This window comes from Parapedobacter deserti (assembly GCF_042646065.1).
GTDB classification, from domain to species: Bacteria; Bacteroidota; Bacteroidia; order Sphingobacteriales; family Sphingobacteriaceae; genus Parapedobacter; species Parapedobacter deserti.
Genome location: NZ_JBHRTA010000061.1, coordinates 1 through 22,563, shown reverse-complemented (window position 1 = coordinate 22,563; position 22,563 = coordinate 1). Strand labels below are relative to the sequence as shown.

General features: G+C 50.4%; 14 protein-coding genes. 6 read left to right on the top strand and 8 right to left on the bottom strand.

Annotated features, from left to right (window positions below):
• Position 1: 1 nt before the first annotated feature.
• From ACFOET_RS19480 to ACFOET_RS19455, 6 genes are all read left to right on the top strand, one after another.
• A complete protein-coding gene (locus tag ACFOET_RS19480; protein ID WP_379025827.1) occupies positions 2-1,534 on the top strand; it encodes a RagB/SusD family nutrient uptake outer membrane protein in 1,533 nt (510 codons plus the stop codon).
• Between the two features lie 14 nt (positions 1,535-1,548).
• Positions 1,549-3,252, top strand: a complete 1,704-nt coding sequence (locus ACFOET_RS19475; protein WP_379025825.1) for an FAD-dependent oxidoreductase — start codon at positions 1,549-1,551, stop codon at positions 3,250-3,252.
• Between the two features lie 42 nt (positions 3,253-3,294).
• Positions 3,295-5,775, top strand: coding sequence for a sugar-binding domain-containing protein (locus tag ACFOET_RS19470; protein WP_379025823.1), 2,481 nt, complete (start codon positions 3,295-3,297; stop codon positions 5,773-5,775).
• A 26-nt stretch (positions 5,776-5,801) separates the two neighbouring features.
• Entirely contained in the window at positions 5,802-7,214 is a 1,413-nt protein-coding gene (locus ACFOET_RS19465; RefSeq protein WP_379025821.1) for a glycoside hydrolase, read from the top strand.
• A gap of 190 nt (positions 7,215-7,404) precedes the next feature.
• Positions 7,405-11,478 carry a hybrid sensor histidine kinase/response regulator transcription factor gene (locus ACFOET_RS19460; RefSeq protein ID WP_379025819.1) on the top strand — a complete coding sequence of 1,358 codons (4,074 nt, stop codon included), beginning with the start codon at positions 7,405-7,407 and terminating at the stop codon, positions 11,476-11,478.
• 97 nt (positions 11,479-11,575) lie between these two features.
• On the top strand, positions 11,576-13,156 hold the full coding sequence (locus tag ACFOET_RS19455; protein ID WP_379025817.1) for a sulfatase: 1,581 nt from the start codon (positions 11,576-11,578) through the stop codon (positions 13,154-13,156).
• A gap of 58 nt (positions 13,157-13,214) precedes the next feature.
• On the opposite strand, the gene ACFOET_RS19450 is transcribed toward ACFOET_RS19455, so the two are convergent.
• From ACFOET_RS19450 to ACFOET_RS19415, 8 genes are all read right to left on the bottom strand, one after another.
• Positions 13,215-13,589, bottom strand: a complete 375-nt coding sequence (locus tag ACFOET_RS19450) for a hypothetical protein (protein WP_379025815.1) — start codon at positions 13,587-13,589, stop codon at positions 13,215-13,217.
• Between the two features lie 97 nt (positions 13,590-13,686).
• Positions 13,687-15,666 (bottom strand): OmpA family protein, encoded by a 1,980-nt coding sequence (locus ACFOET_RS19445; protein WP_379025813.1) that lies wholly within the window; start codon positions 15,664-15,666, stop codon positions 13,687-13,689.
• A gap of 58 nt (positions 15,667-15,724) precedes the next feature.
• Complete coding sequence (locus ACFOET_RS19440) at positions 15,725-16,732, bottom strand: PorP/SprF family type IX secretion system membrane protein (protein WP_379025811.1); 1,008 nt, start codon at positions 16,730-16,732, stop codon at positions 15,725-15,727.
• A 10-nt stretch (positions 16,733-16,742) separates the two neighbouring features.
• Positions 16,743-18,305, bottom strand: a complete 1,563-nt coding sequence (locus tag ACFOET_RS19435; protein WP_379025809.1) for a T9SS type B sorting domain-containing protein — start codon at positions 18,303-18,305, stop codon at positions 16,743-16,745.
• Between the two features lie 60 nt (positions 18,306-18,365).
• The gene (locus ACFOET_RS19430; RefSeq protein ID WP_379025807.1) at positions 18,366-19,433 is read right to left on the bottom strand and encodes a hypothetical protein; all 1,068 of its coding nucleotides are present in this window, start codon (positions 19,431-19,433) and stop codon (positions 18,366-18,368) included.
• Positions 19,434-19,443: 10 nt separating this feature from the next.
• Entirely contained in the window at positions 19,444-20,328 is an 885-nt protein-coding gene (locus tag ACFOET_RS19425) for a hypothetical protein (protein WP_379025805.1), read from the bottom strand.
• 141 nt (positions 20,329-20,469) lie between these two features.
• Positions 20,470-21,531, bottom strand: a complete 1,062-nt coding sequence (locus tag ACFOET_RS19420) for a hypothetical protein (protein WP_379025803.1) — start codon at positions 21,529-21,531, stop codon at positions 20,470-20,472.
• Between the two features lie 201 nt (positions 21,532-21,732).
• A partial coding sequence (locus tag ACFOET_RS19415; RefSeq protein ID WP_379025801.1) for a hypothetical protein occupies positions 21,733-22,563 on the bottom strand: 831 nt, incomplete at its 5' end.

The following is a 22,563-nucleotide window of genomic DNA, read 5'->3' as shown; positions in this document are numbered from 1 at the left end:
AATGAAGAAGCTTATCGTATGGATGGGATTGGGCGCCGGATTGTTTGCGGCATCCTGCAGTAATGATTTTTTGGGGTTGACCGACCCGAACAATGTAACGGAAGAAGTTTTCTGGAAGAATGAACGCGATGCCATCTTGGGCTTGGCGGGCGTATTTGATGTGTTTCAGGGAAACCCCCTCATGGGTAAAAAGTATCGGGAGTTTGACCACCTGACAGACAATTCAACGACGGGCCAAAACCAGGGATGGCTCTCGTTTGAGACAGATACCCATACACCGTCCGATAACCATGTCGTTGCCTTCTGGACAAACTTTTACCAGGTGATAAATCGCGCGAATGAAGTGATGAGCAAAACCGCTAATATTTCTGCTGATGGCATCAGCGAAGCATCACGGTTGCGCATCATAGCTGAAGCGGCGTTTCTCCGGGCCTATGCATACCATGATCTGGTTGCGCTTTATGGAGACGTGCCGCTTTACAAGACTCCAAAGGGGGCGTTTGATTCGCCTGAAGCTGCTTTGCCAAAGGAAGATATCATCGCATTTTTTGTCGTCGATCTGGCCAATAATGTAGTGCCCAACCTATCTGAGGAACTGGCGGCCGCAGAGCAAGGACGTATAGCCAAAGGAGCAGCCCAAGCGTTGCTCGGCAAGTTCTTGTTGTTAGGTGAAGATTGGCCTGCTGCAGCAGCTGCTTTCCAGGAAGTCATAAACTCGGAGACATATGAACTTTATCCCGATTATGCGGAGCTGTTTACAGTGTCTGGTGAATTTTCTTCAGAAAATTTGTTTGAAATCAATTTCGTTGGGTCTGCACTCGATCAGGGTGAAAATTTCTCAACGCGGGTAGACACCAATTTAGCACCCAGTACTCCTGCTATCTTTTGGACGCCGCTGAAATCGTTGGCGGACTCATACCTGGCTGCTGACGGCAAACCAATTTATGAACACCCTATTTACGGCGAAGCCTCTCCATTATACGATGCCAGCAAACCTTTTGAAAACCGCGACCCGCGCTTACGCGCAAACCTTTATACGTCAGCAGACGTAACTCCTGGGGGGAAGAAGGTTTGGAACTTTACCAACAATAACAGCTTTGCCGTTAAGAAATATTCAACCATCACAAGCCAGCAATACGAAAACGGTGGTCCTCAAAATTATTACGCTATCCGGTATGCTGATGTATTGTTGATGTATGCGGAAGCGAAAAACGAAGCCGACGGGCCTGACCAAAGTGTATACGACGCCGTGAATGCCGTAAGAGACCGCGTACATATGCCCTTTCTGCCGGAAGGGCTGAGCCAGGAAGCAATGCGGCAATACATCCGTGACGAGCGGAGGTGGGAGTTCGCCTTTGAACACCAGCGTTATTTTGATTTGAAGCGGTGGCGAATCCTTGGACCCATCTCTGCGGCTGCAATGCCCAACAAGAAAAAATATAGCGAGCCCCGGATTTTTAACTGGCCCTATCCGCTTACAGAGATGGATCGGAATCCAGCATTGCGCGGACAGGGACAAAACGATGGTTTTTAAAAAGAAGAGAGGATATGATGATACATCGGTTCATTAAAGCTAGCCTTCCGGTTTTGGGAGTAATCACATGGGTTGTCACGTTTTCCTTTGCCCAATCTTCCAAACAACTGGACGCTGATATTTGCATTTACGGAGCCACACCCGCTGGGGTCACTGCTGCCCTTGCTGCCGTGGAAGAAGGGCATAAAGTAATTGTGGTAGAGCCCAGCAGGTGGGCGGGAGGTATTCTTGGTGCGGGCTTGAAACCCATGCAAGATTGCCCCAATTTCGAAGCCGTGGGCGGCATAACAAGGACGCTGTTATTGTCCCTGGGCATGGAAAACCGGTTTGAGAATTACACAGAAAAGGATGTACGGCAAGCCATGCGGACTTACATGAGTCCTAAGGTCATTCAGGAAGACTTCAAGCAGTTGCTCGCTGATCACAAGGTAACGGTCGTTTACGAACATCGAGTCGCCGAAGTGGAGAAGCATAGCGGCAAAATCGAGCGGATATGGTTGGATTTCGCTCCGCCAGACGCCACCGGATGCCCTATCCCCTTACCGCAGGCGAAACGGAGCCTGGCTGTTAACGCAAAGCAGTTTATCGATGCAAGCTATGAAGGCGACTTGATGGCAGCCACGGGTGTCAGCTATCGTACCGGCAGGGAGTCTGTCGCGGAATTTAGCGAAAGTTTGGCCGGGGTAAGACCGCCCGCGCACATAATTCCGATAGATCCTTATCGGATCAAAGGGGACAAAAACAGTGGGTTGTTGCCTTGGGTGGATGCCGATCATAAGAAGGAAATTGGCAGCGCCGACCGTTACACGCAGGCCTATAACTATCGATTTTATATTACAGAAGAACCGAAGTACCGTACCGACATTGTGCCACCTGCTGATTACAAACCAGAACAATACGAACTGCTGGGCAGATATGTAGAATACGTCAAGGCAAACAAGCCGAAAGACAGTGTGCTCATCTATTTGGGAAATATCTTTCCCGGGTGGCGAAATGTGCAGGACTATAACTACCACCGGAACAGCGTCTTTACGATAGCTCCTTTAGGAATAAGCCAGCTTTATGCTGATGGAGATTATGCTACGAAATCGGAAATATGGAAGTTGCACCAAGACTATTTGCGGGGAATCTACACGTTTTTGACAACTGATCCGCGGGTGCCTGAGGAGTTTAGAACCAAAACAGCAAACATCGGATTTGACAAGCGGCATTTTTTGGGTTCGGACGGGTGGCCGCATCAGCTCTATGTGCGAGTAACACGCCGTATGACCGGTGAATATACCGTATCACAAAGCGACGTCTACAACAAGCAAGAGGTAGTTGACCCAGTGGGTTTGGCGCAGTATGGCATTGATACCTATCCGTCAAGAAGATATGCCCTTGATCGCAATGGTGAAACCGTTGTGGCTGTTGAGGGCGATATGTTTATCGGCGGGCACGCTGGGCCAACAAAAGTTCCTTATCAGATCCCCTACCGGGCAATCATTCCCAAACGATCAGAATGTACCAATCTGTTGGTACCGGTTTGCTTTTCAGCTACGCATGTGGGGTATGCCTCCGGGCGAATGGAACCGGTGTTTATGATCTTAGGTGAGTCGGCCGGTGTCGCTGCAAGCCATGCGCTCAAAACGGGAGTCGCTGTCCAGGACATTAACAGAGATGAATACAAGAATGCATTACTGGAAAGAGGGCAGCGCCTACGCTGGCCGGTAGATTGAAAATATATGAAACCGACTATTTTTGGCCTTACGAAGTTTTTAATGAATAGATACTCCTTGTCTCGCATTGTGCTTTCAGCCTTTTTCGCGATTGTGGTCGTTCAGTCCCAAGCCCAGCCCGGCTTCGGCCGCGCAGCGTTACTGAATGACGATTGGCTATTTACACTTTCGGACGCTGAAGGCTACGAGGGTGCCGCGATCGACGACAGAAAGTGGCAGCGGTTGGACCTTCCACACGACTGGAGCATAAAGGGTAAATTGGACTCTACGCTGGCGAGCTGCCAAGGCTATCTGCCTGGCGGCATTGGGTGGTACCGGAAACACCTGACGGTGCCGGCCAGCAAGCGCGGGGAAAAAATATACCTCTATTTTGAAGGAATATACAACCGCAGTGAGGTGTACCTCAACGGACAGTTGCTCGGTAAACGCCCAAATGGGTATGTCTCGTTTATGTATAACGCCACACCCTTCATTCATTATGGTGGCGACAATGTGATCGCGATACGGGTAGATCATAGCCGAAATGCAGATTCCAGATGGTACACCGGCTCCGGTATATACCGTAATGCCTGGCTGGTATATGCTAATCCGGTGCGCATCGCGCAGTGGGGTGTGTTTGCTCGCCCGGAGGTTATCGATGGGCAAGGCACTTTGCTGGTAGATGTGGAGGTGGTCAATGAAACTCCGCAGTCAACAGCGGTGGCGGTTCACCACACATTGTTCGGCCCCGACGGCAGGTTGGTAGCGCACGCTGAAGCTGAAACGCCGCTTGCCGCTAACCAACGGCGGCCGGTTTTCGCAACGCTGAAGGTAGCCAACCCCCAACTCTGGAGTCTGGAGTCGCCAGTCCTATACCGGCTCGTCACCACAGTGAAGCAGGCTGGTAAGCTGGTAGACAGTACAACCACCATAACAGGTTTCCGCACCTTTACTTTCGATGCGGATAAGGGTTTTGCCCTGAACAACGCGTGGCTGAAAATGAAGGGCGTTTGCATCCACCATGATGCGGGCGTGCTGGGTGCAGCTGTGCCAAAAGAGGTTTGGCGCCAACGACTGTTGTCGCTCAAACAAATCGGCTGCAACGCCATCCGAACGACGCATAATCCACATAATCCGGATGTGTATGCGCTCTGCGATGAACTGGGTATTCTTGTCTTGAATGAGGCCTTCGATGAATGGGAGTTCCCCAAACGCAAGTGGGTAGAAGGGTGGAATGTCGGCACGCCGGCATTGGAAGGTTCATATGACTTTTTTAAGGAGTGGGGCGAGATAGACCTGGCCGATATGGTACGGCGCGACCGCAACCACGTGTCGATCTTTGCTTGGAGTATTGGCAACGAAGTAGACTACCCTAACGACCCGTACTCGCATCCAATATTGGACGGCGATGAAGCAATTGGCTTCACGCAGAAACGGTTCGGCGGCTATAAAAAAGACGCTCCCGACGCAAATCGGCTTGGAGACATCGCTTCCCGGCTGGCGACTGTAGTGAGGCAGCATGACCCCAGCCGGCGCGTCACCGCCGGGCTGGCAGGTGTGGCCATGTCAAACGAAACGGTTTATCCGGCGGTATTGGACATCGTAGGCTATAACTATACTGAAAATCGGTATATCAGCGACCATAAAAATTTCCCCAACCGGGTTATCTATGGTAGTGAAAATCGGCATGATCTGGCCGCATGGAAGGCCGTTACCGACAATGAACATATTTTTGGACAATTTCTATGGACGGGCATTGACTATCTGGGTGAGTCAGGCAGATGGCCGTCGCGGGGCTTTTATTCGGGTTTGCTAGATTTAAAAGGAGAAATGAAGCCACGGGGGTATTTCCGCCAGTCGCTCTGGAGCGACAAGCCGATGGCTTACTTGGGTACATACGCAATTGCGCAGCCTAAGGTTAAATCGGACGACGTGCTTTCCCAATCGGAATCGCACCAAAAAAGGCCGGAATTATCTATGGATGCGTGGCCGGTGTGGAACTACAAACCTGACGAGCTGGTTCGCGTGGTGTGTTATACCAATGGGGCTTATGCACAACTCACGCTCAATGGAAGAAAGGTCGGCGCGCCGAAGCCTTACAATTCAGAAACCGCAATAATTCATTGGGACATTCCCTATCAGCCAGGAGTACTTGAAGTGATGGTATTAGGCACGGATAGCAGAGAAATTGCCCGCTATATGATTGAAACAGCCGGCTCACCAGCAGCCATCCAGATTCTACAGGCCAGCGAGGCTGTCCGCGGCGACGGCGATGTGCTTCAGCTCAATATCCGGGTAGTTGACAAGAAGGGTGTAATTGTGCCCACTGCCGATACTGAAATCAGCTGCGAAGTGGAGGGTTCGGGTGTCCTGCTTGGGCTGGAATCAGGAAACAACCGTGATATGGGGAACTATACCGACAATAAACAGCGTGCATTTCGGGGAGCGCTCACCGCATACGTAAAACGTACTGGCGAAACAGGCAATGTTACGGTACGTATCTCTGCAGATGGCATGGCACCGAAGAACATTGTAATTCATTAATTCGTTTACCCAATAATTATTAAATTATGAAAACTTCACTTTTTTCAGTCTGTGTGGGCATTGCCATTGTCCATTCAGCTTGCGAGCAGCGGATCATGGAGTCGCTCCATCCGCTCACCGGAACAATCGACCCCACGGCAATTTCAGTGACCACTACACTAAAGCAGCCCATTCAACTGGGCATAGACGCCGAGCGTTTATGGCATTGGCGGAGCAACATAAAATCTCAACTGGCCCAGTTGGCTGTGGGAGAACTTGAGGCAGACTACGTAAGGGTGGCCATCAACTGCGCCTATGAGCGTGAAGAGGGCACAATCAATCCGGCGGCATACAATCAGATACTCGAGCTGATGAATGCATTGAAAACAGCGAATCCGCAGATTGACTTTTTTGCGAGCCCCCGCCCCTTATTTGAAGCATATACTGCCGCAGAGAAAGAAACCACCTGGGGCCATGTAGACAACGTGCCCTGGTCGCCCTATCCGGCATGGATACAGGAGTGGGACAGCGTGGGCACTAGGAACATCAATGGTGTTGTGGTACCGCGATGGGCAAAAGGAGATTTTCACGTAGATAAGCTGGTGCAGTACTATGCTGACTATTTAAACCTGATGAAAACGGAAGGTTTTGACATCGCCTACCTGGATCTGTCGAATGAGCAGACCATCATTACCCCGGCATATGCGAAGCATATTAAGGATAGTTTGCCCGCCAAATTGAATGCAGGGGTAAACATGCCATTGGTGATTGCACCATCGACATGGAGCGTACAATTAGGCATCGATTGGTTGGCCGCTATCAACACCGCAAACGGGGAACAACACGGCTTTGATGTCGCGTCTGTCCATAATACTGGAGCACCAGGGTCGTTACCGGCATTTGTCACTGCCGCAAATTCGTGGGGCAAAGACGCGTGGAATACTGAAATGCATGGCTGGACAGGTTTGGTGCTCCGCGATGAAATCTTGAATTCTGACGTATTCTGGCGGCATATGCAAGCTGGGTTTACCGGTGTGGATACTTGGCTGTTCTTTGGACCGCTTGGTGGTGCACAGCATGCTATGATCTGGTCACATTGGAATAATGGAACCATTATTAGAACCGGGAAATACGAGATTTTTAAACAGGTGGTCAACAACGCTAATGGCGGAAACTATGTTGAGGTGAGTAGCCCCGTGGAACAGCTTTCCACAGCTGCTTTTGTGAAAGACAATATACTATCGGTTTGGGTGCTGAACAAAGACACCGCAACAGTGGCTAACCAGACCATTGAGTTTGGAAGCCGAAACATCTCCGGTAAAACCATTAATGTCAGCTACTGGCATGAAAGCCTCCCGAACGCCGGGGCAGCTACGGATTTTGTTGCCACAAATACGCATCACTTCACATATGATATTGAAGGAGAATCCTTGTATTTCTTTAAGATCGACTTACAGTAGTCCAATGCCCGATTAAAATCAGTTTGCAAGGAAGCGGTGAGCTGGCAATGGCCGCACCGCTCCTTGCTTTCCGAATAAACCTCTTGTCGCGCCAAGGCTATTTTCGAAAAGCTTCTTATTTTTAAGCAGAAATTATAGCCGAATAGCGTTTATGACGCTACCGACAAAGAGAAGCTTGAAGATGTCAAAAATGACACAAACAACGCGGCAATTCGCCAATACGCTTCTGCGATTTACGCTGTGGATCTGGGTACTGTGCTTTTGGCACGGCCGTACCTCTGGGCAGCAATCCATCTGGCGGCATTACGGAGCACTTACTGAGCAGAAGTGGCTGCCTAATTACGCCATCAAAGACATCTTTCAAGACCGCGATGGACGCATATGGGTTGCAACAAGCGCCGGCCTGTATAAACACAACATCAATAACACGGCACATTACGACATTACGCGGTACACCAAAGACAAATACCTGAATAACGAGCTGTTTAGCATTTGCGGACTGTCAGATCGGAGCATTCTTGTGGGCACACAGAGTGGAATCGGACGGTTCCTGGTCGATTCTAACACGATATCCCTGGTTGGCAATCGAGACCAGGTGGTTAACCAAATCATCCAATCCGGAAACGACGCTATACTTTACATAACCGATCACCGCAACGTCTACCACTTAAAGCTCGCTTCCGATGGTCAGAGTTATCAAGGAGAAGCTATTTTGAAACGTGGGCCTCAGGCAAACCTGCGCGTCAAAACGGTTGCCACTTTGGCAAATGGACAGTACCTTATCGGCGGGGCCGATGGATTATGGATACTGGGTCACGGCACTCTTCATGCCACGCCAATTAAAGGGTCGGTCACCGCGCTCTATACAGAAGGTGATACGGCTTGGATAGGCACGGCTTTCGACGGCATTTACCGGTGTACAGTAGTTGCCGGCGGGTTTGCAACGGTTGGGCGGCACATTCCGAAAGATTCGGCAGGAAAGATTGAAAGCATCCAGGAAATTAAGGCATTCAACCATGAGGGGCTGCTGTTCGCTACCACCAAAAGGTTGTTCTTTGTGCAGAAAGAAAATTTTCCTGCCTCCGGCTCCATTCAGCGGAAAACCCTTTTCGAGCAGCATGCGATTCATCGCATATTTGTGGATAATACCAAGACTGTGTGGATTGGCAGCCGCAACGGGTTATTTACCTTGTCGCCGCAGCGTCTGCTCACCCGTTTTGCTAGCTTTGACAATGGCCCTTACCAACAGGAGGCGGTAAATGACATGCTGTGGCTTACCGAAGACAGCTTGCTGTTGGCCAATTCTTCGGGAATTGCGCGGCTGGACACGCGTTCCCACCAAATCACACCGCTAAAAACTCCGTTTCGAGAAGTTAAACTGCTGCGTAAGACAAAAAACGGGCGTTTGCTGGTTGTTGCCAATAACCGGGTTTACCAGACCGATGTTCACCGCCTGCACCAACCCGTTGATACCGGACGGAAGATTGCCATGCGCGGGGTAAACGATGTCGTTGAAATCGGAGATGGCGAATACTGGTTTTCACATTGGCGGCAAAAGATTATTCGCATGCACGACGGCCCGCCCGATGCTAAACTCGACCCTGTTTATGAGCAGATCATACGTTCATTTTCGTCAAACGTACACATTTATGTGCTAGAAATCGACTCCAAAAACAATCTTTGGGTGGGTACGCGCGGCGAAGGCTTGCTTCGAATTAACCTGACCAATCACAGCATTAAGAAATTTTCACGCAACGATCATTTTCCAGACCAGATTTTGTCCATTAAAGAAGATAGCCGCGGCCGGCTCTGGGTCGGCTCGCGGGACAAGGGCTTGCTATTGTACCGGCCGGAAACAGACGATTTCCAGTTGTTCGACCATCGATACGGATTACCCTCCAACACCGTCTGTGCCATCCAAGAAAGTGCCGATGGCAAATTGTGGCTTTCTACACTAAATGGCATAGCCCGTCTAAGCGAGGGTAGAATCTGGTCTTTCCGGGCGTATAACAAAGAGTCAGGAATCTTCAACGCCGAATTTTCGTTTAACGTTACGGCAAGGGGAAGCAACAATACAGTTTACTTTGGCTCCGCCAACGGCATATACCAATTTGCGGGGCTGCCCAAAAGCTATCAGGAGGTGCCTCTTGCTTGGACCAACATCGACCTGATCGACGGCAACAAGCAGCAAGCAAAGCGAACCTCCTCAGACAACTTCTCCACCAAAATGCTTCAAAAGGTCGAGGAGTCAGGCGCCATCGTCTTACAACATCATCAAAACAGCCTGCAGATTGGATTTGCCAAGCTGGACTATGCCGTACCCGAACAGCACATTTATATGTATCGCTTGCTGGGGTACGATACTACATGGACGGTAAAACAGGGTGGAAACAGCGTCGTGCGCTATGTTAATCTACCACCCAGAGACTACGTGTTTCAGGTGATGACTACAGATTCTGACGACAGCTGGCAGCATAGCCCCAAATCAATTACGTTGACCATCAAACCTGCATTCTGGCAGACTGATCTGGCCCACGTGCTGTATGCACTGGTGTTGGGAGGACTTATTCTGGCTTGTTATAAGATTGTTCTGCGCTGGAAATCCATCAACCGCAAGCTGAAAGCCGAAATGGAAAGCGTGAAGTTATTCGACCGGAAAATGGTGCACTATACCGACTTATCGCACGAGATAAAAAATCGGCTTACCCTTATGTTGGGGCCGTTGGAAGACGCGCTGAAGAACAAAAAAGTCAACTTTCAAATGCTTACTCGACTTTATGACCAAGGCCAACGGCTAGAACGGCTTTCCGATCAGATTATGGATATCCGCAAAAGCGGGTCGGGCGATTTTCTGCTCACCGTTGAGGAAGAAGATATCTCGGCACTGGTTTCAAAAATCGTGGAAGATGCCCGGCCGTTGGCATTGGTCAAAGACATCAATATCATGTTTGAGACGGCCGATCAACACGTTGCCGGTTGGTGCGACGCGGAAATCGTAGAAATCATCATTACCAACATCCTTAACAACGCCATTAAGTACTGTAGACCCGGCGATACAGTTAAGGTTGCCTTGGACGTACAATACGGGGCTGATGACGAAAGGTTTGATGCTATGGTGGTTAGGGGTGACTACCTTGTTTGTATGGTGTCTGACACGGGTATCGGCATACCGGAAGCCGATATTTTAAAAGTTACTCAGCCATACTACAGGTCGCAAGAAAAACAGCTCCGCAAAGAAATATCAGGCAAGGGAATCGGGCTGGATCTGGTGGCACGCCTAGTTAAAAAGCATCGTGGCCATTTCGAGATTAAAAGCCGGCAAAATGAGTTTACCACCGTGGCCTTTTACTTACCTATAGATAAGCTTGCTTTCACAGCGCAGGAACGCAGGCCAGACTTGAAAAGCCAACCCATTGTGATTGCAGAGCGGAACCTTAAGGAAACCAGTGAGCTGATTTTCCCGGACGTCCCTTACAAAAAGCGAATTGTTAAACAGCTACCGGGTAAGGAGTTCAAACTCTTGATCGTTGATGACGATCCGGACCTCCTGGCCTACCTCGAGGAGCTCTTGTCCGCCGATTTCACAGTGTATACTGCGAGCAGCGGTGTTTTGGCGCTCCAACTGATTGAAGAGCAGGCCATCCACCTTATCATCTGTGATCTGGATATGCCCGACATGAACGGCCTCACCCTGTGCGGCATCGTGAAACGCAATGCCGATTATGAGAAAATCCCGTTTTTATTGCTTACCGGCAAAGGATCTGAAGCCCAAAAATTGGTTGCCTTTGAGCACGGCGTCGACGATTTTGTCGAAAAGCCCTTTCGCTCAGAGCTGCTCACCTGGCGCGTAAAAAGCTTATTGAAAAACGCCGAACGGCAGGTAAAACTTCGCACAGTCATTGTTCCCGAGCCACAAGCCGTCGTCCATGAAACGGTAACCGAGCGGTTTATCCAAGAAGTGGTCGATACGATAGAGCGGCATATCGATAAGGATTACCTCAACGTCGACTTTCTTGCGGATGAACTCTGCATGAGCAGGGCTACATTTTACCGTAAAATGGAAGAGATGTTCAATGAGCCGCCGTCATCCTTTATTAAAAAATACCGGTTAAAAAAAGCTATCATGTATCTACAGTCGGGCAGCTATACGCTTAAACAGGTCAGCGATAAATCCGGTTTTAGCAATCCGCGATATTTTTCTAAATGTTTCAAGACCGAATTTGGTGTACTGCCCTCCGAATATAACCGTGCAGAACGAACGTGAATACAATATTTTGTGATTGGAACAAAATTGCTCCTGATTTGAGACAAATAGAAAGGTCCAACTGGTTAGTTTTGGAGTACGAAATAGCGAAAACTAAATGATGCAAAAAACACTTATTCACGGATTTGCCCTTTTAACGTGTATTACGATCAGCAGTATGCTACATGCCCAGAACCAACGTCCTGAGCGGCCAAATATTATTTTATTTTTGGTAGACGATATGGGTTGGACAGACACCTCCGTTCCCTTCGGCGATGAGCCGGCCCCTAATAACCGGGTATACGATACCCCCAACATGCAGCGACTTGCTTCTAAAGGTGTCCGTTTTTCCGATGCGTATGCGCAGTCGGTTTGTACGCCCACACGCGTGAGCCTGGTCACCGGCATGAATTCTGCCCGACACCGCGTTACGAATTGGACCAATAGCGGCACCAACCAGCCTACAGATGCGCCTTACCCCCGCTTCAACTGGCCCGATTGGAATTACAATGGACTGGCTACCGAGCCTGGGCAGACCAATACAGCCGTTGCCACCCCGCTTCCGTCGCTGCTGCGCAAAGCAGGGTATTATACCGCTATTGTCGGCAAGGGCCACTTCGCGCCTTATGGAGTGCCGGCGAGCAATCCGGAGAACATCGGTTTTATAGAATCAGTTGCCAGCGACGCAACCGGCCGTCCGCGCAGTTATTTGGGCACTGACAACTTCGGCAACAGCGTGCCTAAGACCTTTGACCGGGGCGTCAGAGGGTTGGAAGCCTATCATGGGCAGGATATATTCCTGTCTGAAGCACTCACGCTGGAAGCGCAGAAAGCCATGGATAAAGCGTTGGATTTAAACACGCCCTTTTTTTTATATTTTTCGCACTATGCTGTCCATACGCCCATTATGGCCGACAATCGGTTTTATCAGAAATACCTTGACCGCGGGCTTGACTCTACAGAGGCCAAATATGCCTCTTTGGTGGAGGGAATGGACAAGAGTTTGGGAGACGTGATGGACTACCTGGATGTACGGCACATCAGCGACAACACCATTATTCTGTTTATGTCGGACAACGGGGGGCTCTCGCTCAATCCGCCTCGTGGCGGCGCGCCGTTCAAACACAATTATCCGCTTAAATCTGGCAAGGGCGCTGTTTATGAGGGGGGTATCCGTGTGCCCATGATCGCTTATTGGCCCGGTGTTACCCAGCCCGGTTCCATTGCCCGGCAATACATTCAGGCCGAAGATTTCTTTCCAACTATCCTGGAGATAGCCCGTGTAACGGATTACACCACCCAACAGCGTATTGACGGGGTTAGCTTTGTACCATCGCTCAAAGCCAGCACGGCCTATGATAGCTCCCGTACATTGCTTTGGCATTTTCCGAGCAATTGGGGGCAAGGATTGGGCACCCTTCAGAAATATTTCCCTGTTATGCGCATAGAGGACGTAGGCTTCGGGCCAACCACTGCTGTGCGGCGGGGCGACTGGAAACTGATTTATTTTTATGGTACTGGTCATGTCGAATTGTATAACCTACGGCACGACATTGGCGAAGCCCAAAACCTAGCCAACGCCCATCCGGATAGAGTGCAGGAACTGCTGGCCGAAATGTCGCGCAAACTGCAGGAGAAAGACGCTCAATTTCCCATTTCTGCGCAGACCGGTAAGGTTGTGCGTCCGAAATTACCATAAAACTAAAAAAACAGACAATCAGCAACTCGCAAAGTCGTTGTAGGATTGCCTGCCGAGGTTATTTTTCCTCATCGGCGACAAGTTCGGCAACTCTCATGGCACGATCCAACTCGGTAGCGCTTTCCTGATAAAACCCGAAGGCAGCAAGCGCCCGCGCTTTCATGCGCAGTATATGCCCTAATTCGTAATAGTTTTTGGTTTTAACGGCGAGATACTCCGCTTTGCCGCCATTTACGAGTATTGCCTCGTACTTTCCTATTGCAAATGAGAATTGGATAAGCCGGAGCAATGAACGGAACTCCAACACACTGTTGTTTTCCCGGCAAGCAGCAAGGTACGCCCGCTCGCACAAACGTATAGCTTTTTTGTAATCATGCCGCTTGAAAGCGCAGCACTCTCCTGCAAGGATAAGCGAATGGGCATCCGGTGCCATCGTGTTCTTTTCGAGCTGTCTGCTATCAGGTCATCCAAGCATGTTAAAACAAACTTGCTCACCGTTTAAATCTCTCATAGGTATGAATGCGTGCGGCCTAATAACTCAATACTTTTACCTCAGTACGCCTATTCGCTTGGTGTTCTTCCCGTGAGCAAGGAACGCCATTGCTGCAATGGTTAACGAGGCGGCTCTCTCCATAGCCTTGCGCTACCATCCTGTCCCGCGCTATACCCCGGCTTACGAGGTAGTCGACCGCGGACTGCGCGCGACGCTGAGATAACGCCATATTATACGCATCGCTTCCGCGGCTGTCCGTGTGGCTCGATAACTCGATCCGTAATGTCGGGTTATCCCGCATCGTCCGAACCAGTTCGTCTAGTATCGCCGCTGCATCAGCACGAATATTGTGCTTGTCAAAATCGTAGTATATGTTCTTCAGCTCAAACGAGTCGCCTACCCTAAAGACCGGCTCCAGCAACAGCGCCACCTCCAGCGTGTCCGACTTGGTGATCCCTTCGGTGCTAACTTTGGCGGAATCGGCATGGTAACCCTTTTTTTGCCCGAGGACGGTATACCGCTCGTTTGGATTGAGTAGAAACTGAAATGTCCCGTCTTCGCTGCTCGACTTCTTGGCTACGATCTCCCGCTCTCCATCAAATAAGACAACCGCAACTTCTGCCAAACGATCACCGGTTGACTTGTCAGCGGTTGTGCCTTTTAAAACAATAATAATTTTCGGTTTTTCAAAGGTAAACGAATAAATGTCATCGGCCCCTACGCCACCGCGGCGATTTGTTGATAAATAGCCCGCTATTCCCTGCTCGCTTTCGAAATTAACCACATACGCAAAGTCGTCTCCAGCCGAGTTGACAGGATACCTCAGATTTTCGGGTCGGCTCCAGGTCGATTTAGTGCCTTTGCTGCGGAAAACATCAAGGCCTCCCATGCCAGGAAAGCCATCGCTCGAGTAATATAGGCTGCCATCGTCGCTGACATTCGGAAACATTTCATCTGCAGCGCTATTCAATACCGGCCCTGCATTCACAGGTGGCGCCCAGCTCCCATCGGTCTGCTTTTCGCAATACCAGATGTCTGTTCCACCGTTGCCACCCGGCATATCGCTTACAAAATACAACAGCTGACCATCAGCGCTCAGTGCCGCATGGCCAACGGAGTACTCTGCCACATTGTTATAAGCAAACGGTTCGATGGTCCAGGCATTTCCATCCTTGGTGTGGATGTATAGCTCCAGTCGGTTTGTTTGATACCGACGACCATTTTCCTTTTCTTTAGCTCCCTTCTTCCCGGGATATGTTCGCGTGACATACAAAGTGGTGCCGGATTTATCCGCGGCTACAGGCCCGATGTGATACGGTTCGCTGTTAATGTGCTGCTCTGCTATAGTAGGCATGCCCAAGCGATTATCCCTGGCTCTGTCTGCCATATACACCCTTAGAAATGGGTGACCGGTCCAGCCGTAACGCTGTTGCCCCATCAGTGCATCCGGCTCTCCTACGTAGTACACTTTATCGCCTGCAGGAAATACACCGAATTCAGAAAGCTCCGTATTCACCGCTTGCTCATTGCGCAGCTTATGTATAGTAGGATTGGCCATCCAAACCACTGCGGAATCACATCCCGCGATCTGAGCAGCTACCCGCTCCCGGTCGCCAGTTTTTTCAGCGTAAGCCTCTAGCTGTTGCTTTGCCTGTTTATACTTGCCGTTGCTTTTCAGCACATCGCCGTAGCGAATGAGGTTTTCCGGACCGCTTTCTTCGTGCTGCACAACCCGCGCATACCAGTTTTCTGCAGATTCATAGTCCTTCATCTGCCGATAGCAATCAGCCGCCCGCTCCAGATCTTCAAGGCGTGGTTTCCGACTGTCGGCCAGTTTTGCGTATAGCACCGCCGCCGGCGCATACTCATACCGGTCATAAAGCTCAGCGGCCCTTTGGCGCAGGCTCGGCTGCTCTTGTGCAACTGCGACAAGGCCGCACAGGAATAATATCGTTGTTAAATAGGTCTTAATTTTTGGCCAGGAAAGGAACAAAGTCATAAGTAATCTTTTTTTCATAATTGCTTTTAAAAACTACGCCGCCTTCACCTTTAGCGTATGCCGCGATATTTACAGGTCAAAAGAATCTTGGGCTAAGCAACCTGTTTTGCTGGCTGCCAAATGTAATACCTAACGTGAACTCGTGCGAACCGTTCTGTACACCGCTTAGCCGGCTCGCAACATAATCGTATGAGTACCCGATCCTGAGTCGGTCTGTGGCATAAACCTGTACAATGGCTGAAAATGAATTTCGCTTGCTCAGGCTGTTGCCGGTTACGCGTTGATATTCTTTACGGAAAGCCGTTACTCCGGTACGCCACCCTCCGCCGATCCAGAATCGGTTGCCAAAGATGAACATGGCGTTCACGTCAAGACTTGTGGGTCCTTTGAAATCCTCTTTGATCAATACACTGGGCCGGAGTTTCAATCCGCTGTAAAAGTCGATCAACGCTCCGCCGATAAAGTACATGTGGCGTTTCCGTCGCATGTTGTCCGTCGTGGTGTTGTCCCAGCGGAAGATATTATTACTTTGGTCGCCGGCAAGCAAGTCCATCACCGATAAACCGGCGTACCATGATGGGTTGTAGTAATAGATACCAAATCGCACATCGGGGACAAAATTGCTGATCTTGTTTGGCGGTATAGATGGATCGCCGCTCTCTATGGCATCCAATAGGGTGCCATCTAAACTGTACTGGGTGGCCCCCGCCGCTATCCCGAAACTGAGGCGCTGTGTGTCTTCGTCATTCAGCCGCAGGCGAAAGGCATAATTGGCATAAGCAGCTGTCGCCGTTTGTGGCCCCAACCTATCAGCGGTAAGCTGTAGACCGATTCCATGACGTTTGTATGTGGGGTCAAGGATCCCGTCGAGGGAAAGGAGCCCCGTCTGCGGCGCGCCTTCAAGCCCTGTCCATTGACTGCGCAAACCCAGCTGGCCGAACCACTCCTCTTTGTAACCCGCATAAGCTGGATTTACGCTCATGGAATTAAAAATGTATTGAGTAAATTGAATATTCTGCTGTGCTTTCACTGCCTGAGTAAGGCTAAGTATTGCAATCGCTGTCAGTATCCTGGTGTGCTTCATAACGTACATATTATAGCCGTTTGATCAATACCCATCCCTTATGTTCTACCACTTCGCTCCCTTTATGCGTTTTGATAACGTAGTAGTAGGTGCCTTCGTTCAGACTACCACCATTCCAGTCGTTCTTGTAGTCGGTACTGCGGTACACCTCATTGCCCCAACGGTTCACAACGGTAACCTCCACTCGGTCAAAGGCTTCCATTCCTTGGATTTCGAACACATCGTTTCTGCCGTCGCCATTCGGCGTAAATACATTAGGAATACGCAACGGCTCTTGTGCCACGACAATAGTTACGGTGGCTGTCGATACCAACCCGTTGAGATCGCTAACCTGGTAAACGAAAACATCCGTGCCCATAAATCCACGTACGGGGACGTAGGTGATGCTACCGTCTGAATTTACCGTTGCCGTGCCATTACGAGGTGGCTCGACAATTTCAATGCTGGACACATCAATGGGGGCGCTGCCGGGCGCATCGTTTTCTAAAATCAGAATTACAGTAGATGAACCAGAGGTAGCTTCTGTCACATCGTCGGTTGCCTGAGGACCCTCTATTTCTCCGTCGACGAGTTTGGTCAACCATCTTCCCTGGTCGTTTACCCCTGCCGCCGCCATAATATCCGCGCGGGTATGGATACCCTCTCCGCCAACCACCGTAACATCGCCTATCCAATTTCCACCGCCTGCGTATTGTACGATACGCGCTTCCGCATCGACATAGGCTGTCCCATTGGTGATGCTGTTGTGCTGCAAAGTATAGGTGGCCTGTACGCCCTGGCTAGCATAAATATGCCAGATACGGTCCATACCACGCTCTGCGTCTGCCAGCTCAATGCCCGCAGCCGCATAGTCTTGCACACTAACATACATTGTTGCTGGCCCGGAAGGGGCCAGGGTAGCCGGTGTGTAGTCGCCCTCGCTGATGCCCACAGGAAACACAAACGGCTGACTGTTTGGAAAATCTTTGATCACATGCCCCGAAACACTGTTTCCGGTCACAATCATGCGGCGTTGATTATAGCGGGAAAAAGAGGCGCTCGCACCGAGCCTTAAATCATATCCGTTCAACATAATATCGCCGTTGTCAACTCCGAAAGAAAACTGACCATTGATATGCAACCCGGCGCCCTCAGGGTTGACTCCGTCTCGCGAGTCGAATTCGGGGACGGCGATGTTTTGCAACACCAGGTTGTGCGGATTGCGAAGCTCGATATTGATCGCTAGCGGCTCGCCGTCATTGCCGTCAATGTATGTCGGCGAATCGTCCCAGCCTTCGTAGTAAAGGTTGTCGCCGGGACCGTGGATGATCAGCGTGCCGGTACCGTGCAATCGGGCAGTCGGCGCTATCCAGATAAACTTGCTCCATACTTCGAGGGTGCCATTGACTTCCCAATCGCTTTCGGGACCTAGATAGAAGCCTTCGGAGAAGATCAACTCCGTAGTGCCTGGGTCAATAACCACTTTAGAGTTGTCATAGGTGGCGCTCGCCTTACCCGGTTGGGCGACACTTATCTTTCCGATGAGAAGCAAGGAAACGGTAAGTATTGTTATTCGCTTTCTGATCTGTTGCATATTTCCCTGTTAAAGTCAGGCAGTTTACTGCCGTTGTATTTTATCCGATTGCCGCCGCCATTATTGCCCCAAATAAACAAAGTAGTTGAAATTAATAGCCCTTGGGGCAATGTTTAGTGGCGCACCGCTTCCTCCAGAATTTACCGAAAACGTGTGGTTATGGTTGAGAGTGCTTGTGTTTATGTTATAATTCGCTCCAGCGCTGAACGTGCCTCCCAACCAATACACATGAATGTTGTTGCCACCGCCATGGGCGCTGTTGATTCGGGTGTTCCCGAACGCAAATGTATGGCTGTGAGCACCAGCCGATGTCGTCGTGTAAGAAAAAGATACGTTAGGCAAGTTTGCACGCGCCAGCACAACAGCGTTGCTTCCGGTAGTGGTTCCAGGTGCCGCTGTGGTTCCCATCGAATACCGGTTTGTAGCATCAGGGAGATTGGTGACGCTCCCCAGCACTTCAACCACATTGGCTTGTGCATTGGCTGGCAGTTCGCTAACGGCCCTTCCATTTAACAGATACCACCCGTCATGATCAGCCGATAGATAAGAGGGCTTCACATCCCCATACTCGAAAAACTCAACTTCGTGCATTAAGACGCCTTCAGGGCTGGATACCACATTATTCACGGCATTAAGGCTTTGCGTCCGGAAGCCGCCATTGACATCCATGGTACGGGTAGGTGCATCTGTCAACACCCCGACAGATGCCGAACTGCCATTGACATGAACCAAGTTTGGACCAAAAATCAGCGCTTTCCCGTCTTGATTGACCACCCTGGGCGACTCAAGTGTGCCATCATTCGTATAAATATTTTCGGCAACGAAAGTTTCGTCGGTAAGCGGCTTCCAAGTGCCTGACTGAAAGAACCAGAATCCCGTCTTGTTTACCGAGGTTCCATCGCCCGTTACAGCAAAGACCAGTTCCGACTCACTGGGACTTACAATCGCTTCGATTTCACTGGCTGTCATACGTGGAATTAGGACACCTCTTGTAGTCGATACCACGTCAAGAACCGATTGCGGTTCAGTAGTTCCGATACCGACCCGCCGTTCCTGAGCGTACGCTTCCATACCGCCAGATAAACCTATGCAGGTGGCAGTGATAATCCAAAACATTGTTTTCTGCATATATCCCATGTTATTCGCCTAGATAGATGAAATATGTAAAGGTTATACTTTCCGGAATGATACTGAAAGCGGTCCCGCTACCCCCTGAATTGACAAAGCCGCCATGCGTGTGTGCACCTGCGGACGGCAGTGCAACATTCGTTGTCCCGGCCACCGTACCACCGGCATCAAGTAGCGCTGCATTTCCGCCAGCCACATAGGTCATTCCATGCCCGCCGGGGGTAACGCTATGGGTATGTGCACCGGCGGTGCTTGTTGTGCCGGTCATGTTATATGCGGGAAGATGGGCCTGTGTCAGTGCGAATGCGTTTGCACCGCCTGCTAATAGGGGTGCTCCTTGACGCGCCAAGCGGCTATTGGCGTTCGCTAAGGAGCCACTGAGACCAATGGCCGAGGCATTCGCCTGGGCAGTCGCCGACAACGTATTAATGGCTCGGCCGTCTAACAGGTACCAGCCGTTGTGATCGTCCTGCCGCAAGGACTCTTTGATCGTGCCGTAGGCTACCTTCGGCCCTACCGCTAGCGTGCCATCTGCCAACGCGACAACGTTGCCTTCTGAAAGGCTGCGAACCCTCACATTACCGTTGACATCCACCGTAGTTACCGGATTCGCCTCGCCTATACCCACCCGCTGGTCTGCAGCAAGGATCGATAGTTTATCGGCATCAAAATGCAGGTTATGGCCGGCCAACCCCACCGTTCGGTCGGAGGTCAATGTCCCATCGCTGACATAAATATTTTGTGGGGGCAAAGGGTTGTCGCTGAATGGGCGCCACTCCGCCCCGTTGTAAAACCAAAAACCGGTATGTGTAATCGCTGTTCCATCGGCTGTCGTTGCGTAAACAAGCTCCCCGACATGTGGGGTAGCGATAGCCTCCGCTTGTAAGGCTGTCATCCTTGCAATTAAAATTCCCTTTTCGGTTGAGCTAATGTCGAGCGCAGCTTGAGCAGCAGGATTATTTATACCGGTTTGGGCTTCCGCAAAAAGCGCTATGGCCGACAAAAAACATAAAGTTAAAACGCTTTTCATATACTTCTATTTCCCGAGGTAAATAAAATAATTGAGCTGGAGAAAAGTCGGATTCAATGGAATAGGCGTGTTACTTCCGCCGGTTGAAACGGTTACGGTATGACTATGTGCCCCGCTTTGAGAAGAAGTATAAGTGCGATTTCTCGACACCGATCCCGGCGCAGCTCCCCCTGCCAACTGCCACGACCAAGCGCCCGGCGATGTTGTCACGTTTGTAGCGTTGGTGCCTCGTATCACGCTAAATCCGGGGCTGATAAGGCTGTGGGAGTGCGAACTAAACGATGTAGTCCCGCTGAGGATAAAGTTGGGCATATTGGCCGTGGAGAGGGTTACGTTGGTCGCGCCTGTTATGGTGCCCGGAGCGCCCTGCTTGGCATAAAGCCCTGTCGCATTAGGTAAATTCGAAGTGATGCCCAAACTGGCAGCCCTTGCTTGGGCATCGGCAGGCAAGGCGGTTAACGCCCGGCCGTTGAGCAAGTACCATCCATCGTGATCGGTTGAAAGGTAAGAGAAACGGACGTCACCGTACCGATGCATGGCGCCTTCATCAATCACGAGCATGCCGCTTGCGGTCGTCACAAGGTTTCCCTCGGCTAATTCACGGATACGCAGCTGACCGTCGACATCCAGTCTTTCAGTAGGCTGGTCAGTATTGACCCCTACGAATCCATCATCACCTTTGATAAACAAGGTCGTCGGACCAATATTTACGTCGCGACCGCCCATCATCACTGTACGGTCAGACGCCAGGTCGCCATCTGTGTTGTATAGGTTATCGCCCGTATTGCTTCTGGCGATGATCGGAATCCAGCCGCTCCCCGTATAGTACCAAAAACCTATCCGGTTAACCACCGTTCCCGTATTGGTTGTGCTGAAAACCAACTCACCTTCATCTGGGCCCGCAATCTGTTCAATCTGAGCTGCGGTCATACGGGGAATGAGGATACCGCTGCTTTCGGATCTCACATCCAGTGCGGCTTGCGGCTCAGTGGTTCCGATTCCCACCTGGGCATTCAGCAAGACCGGCGTTAACACTGCATAGATCAAAAACAACAATCTTGTGGTCATACCTTTCGTTAAATTCATGTCCTTTTTATGCACATTTTGTCAGCTTCACTTGAGTATCTCGTTATGCTGAAGTAAAACCCGGCCGGTTTGAGAGCAGCCTGCTTTATGCGGTTCCAAAAGAAACTGCAAGGATAAGTCCGGCAAGGCCTACTCAAACGGTGCTGGCGGCTAGATTTTTTCCTCATCTTTCTAAGTGCCAGCTTATTTTCCGAGCAACAGTTTTTCCAAGCGTTCTACCCGTTCGCGGAGATCCCTGATTTCCTCTTCTTTACTTTCCAGCAGGCGCTGTTGCTCTATTGTGTGCAGGTATAGCTCCTCCACCTTCTCCAACACCTGTATGGAGAGTTCAGACAGATTGAATAGGTAATCCCCGTTTTCGTTTTTCTGCAACCCGTTTATGCTTGTAATACCAGGCAAATGCCTGTTTTCGTTGATAAACTGCTCGACATCTTTCAATGACTTGAAGTTGTAATCGGCATTCAACTCCGAGCGTCCTTCAAAGTAGTCCTCGAATACATAGTCGGCATAAATGGAATTTGTCGTGAGGATAGCGCCATTGACGGCCAGCATAACATCTGGGTTGGCAGTGGCCAGCATATCGTTGGTACCGATACCGACTTTACCCATGATGTAAATATCATCGGTATTTTCCGTAGCTTTTTCCGCATCGCTTTGCCGTAACCATGGTTCGATGGCAAGGTCTCCCACTTCCAGGGTTTGCATTACGCCGCTGGGATCTACCGACATCACTTGATTCGTTTCCGCGTCTCCTGCTCCTAGTCCGGATATCGCCAGCGTGTTCGTGGCATCTGTGGTCAGTACCGTGGGCTCAGTTAGTGCACCTCCCAACGTGACAGCTCCTGAAGTTCCGTCTATGCTCAATCCATTTACCGCGGAAACATCCGCTGGGATATCGAACGTCACCACAGTGCCGTCGGCCGCGGTGTGCGTGAACGTGCCGTCGCCGTTGTCAACAAGCGCGTCGCTGTTGGCAACGATCTGGTTGTTGATGATCGAGACGATCTCATTGTA

What these genes read in the sequence shown, in the direction of transcription:
- ACFOET_RS19480 (WP_379025827.1), top strand. Translation starts at nt 2, where the DNA reads ATGAAGAAGCTTATCGTATGGATGGGATTGGGCGCCGGATTGTTTGCG.
- ACFOET_RS19475 (WP_379025825.1), top strand. Translation starts at nt 1,549, where the DNA reads ATGATGATACATCGGTTCATTAAAGCTAGCCTTCCGGTTTTGGGAGTA.
- ACFOET_RS19470 (WP_379025823.1), top strand. Translation starts at nt 3,295, where the DNA reads ATGAATAGATACTCCTTGTCTCGCATTGTGCTTTCAGCCTTTTTCGCG.
- ACFOET_RS19465 (WP_379025821.1), top strand. Translation starts at nt 5,802, where the DNA reads ATGAAAACTTCACTTTTTTCAGTCTGTGTGGGCATTGCCATTGTCCAT.
- ACFOET_RS19460 (WP_379025819.1), top strand. Translation starts at nt 7,405, where the DNA reads ATGACACAAACAACGCGGCAATTCGCCAATACGCTTCTGCGATTTACG.
- ACFOET_RS19455 (WP_379025817.1), top strand. Translation starts at nt 11,576, where the DNA reads ATGATGCAAAAAACACTTATTCACGGATTTGCCCTTTTAACGTGTATT.
- ACFOET_RS19450 (WP_379025815.1), bottom strand. Translation starts at nt 13,589, where the DNA reads ATGGCACCGGATGCCCATTCGCTTATCCTTGCAGGAGAGTGCTGCGCT.
- ACFOET_RS19445 (WP_379025813.1), bottom strand. Translation starts at nt 15,666, where the DNA reads ATGAAAAAAAGATTACTTATGACTTTGTTCCTTTCCTGGCCAAAAATT.
- ACFOET_RS19440 (WP_379025811.1), bottom strand. Translation starts at nt 16,732, where the DNA reads ATGAAGCACACCAGGATACTGACAGCGATTGCAATACTTAGCCTTACT.
- ACFOET_RS19435 (WP_379025809.1), bottom strand. Translation starts at nt 18,305, where the DNA reads ATGCAACAGATCAGAAAGCGAATAACAATACTTACCGTTTCCTTGCTT.
- ACFOET_RS19430 (WP_379025807.1), bottom strand. Translation starts at nt 19,433, where the DNA reads ATGCAGAAAACAATGTTTTGGATTATCACTGCCACCTGCATAGGTTTA.
- ACFOET_RS19425 (WP_379025805.1), bottom strand. Translation starts at nt 20,328, where the DNA reads ATGACAGCCTTACAAGCGGAGGCTATCGCTACCCCACATGTCGGGGAG.
- ACFOET_RS19420 (WP_379025803.1), bottom strand. Translation starts at nt 21,531, where the DNA reads ATGACCACAAGATTGTTGTTTTTGATCTATGCAGTGTTAACGCCGGTC.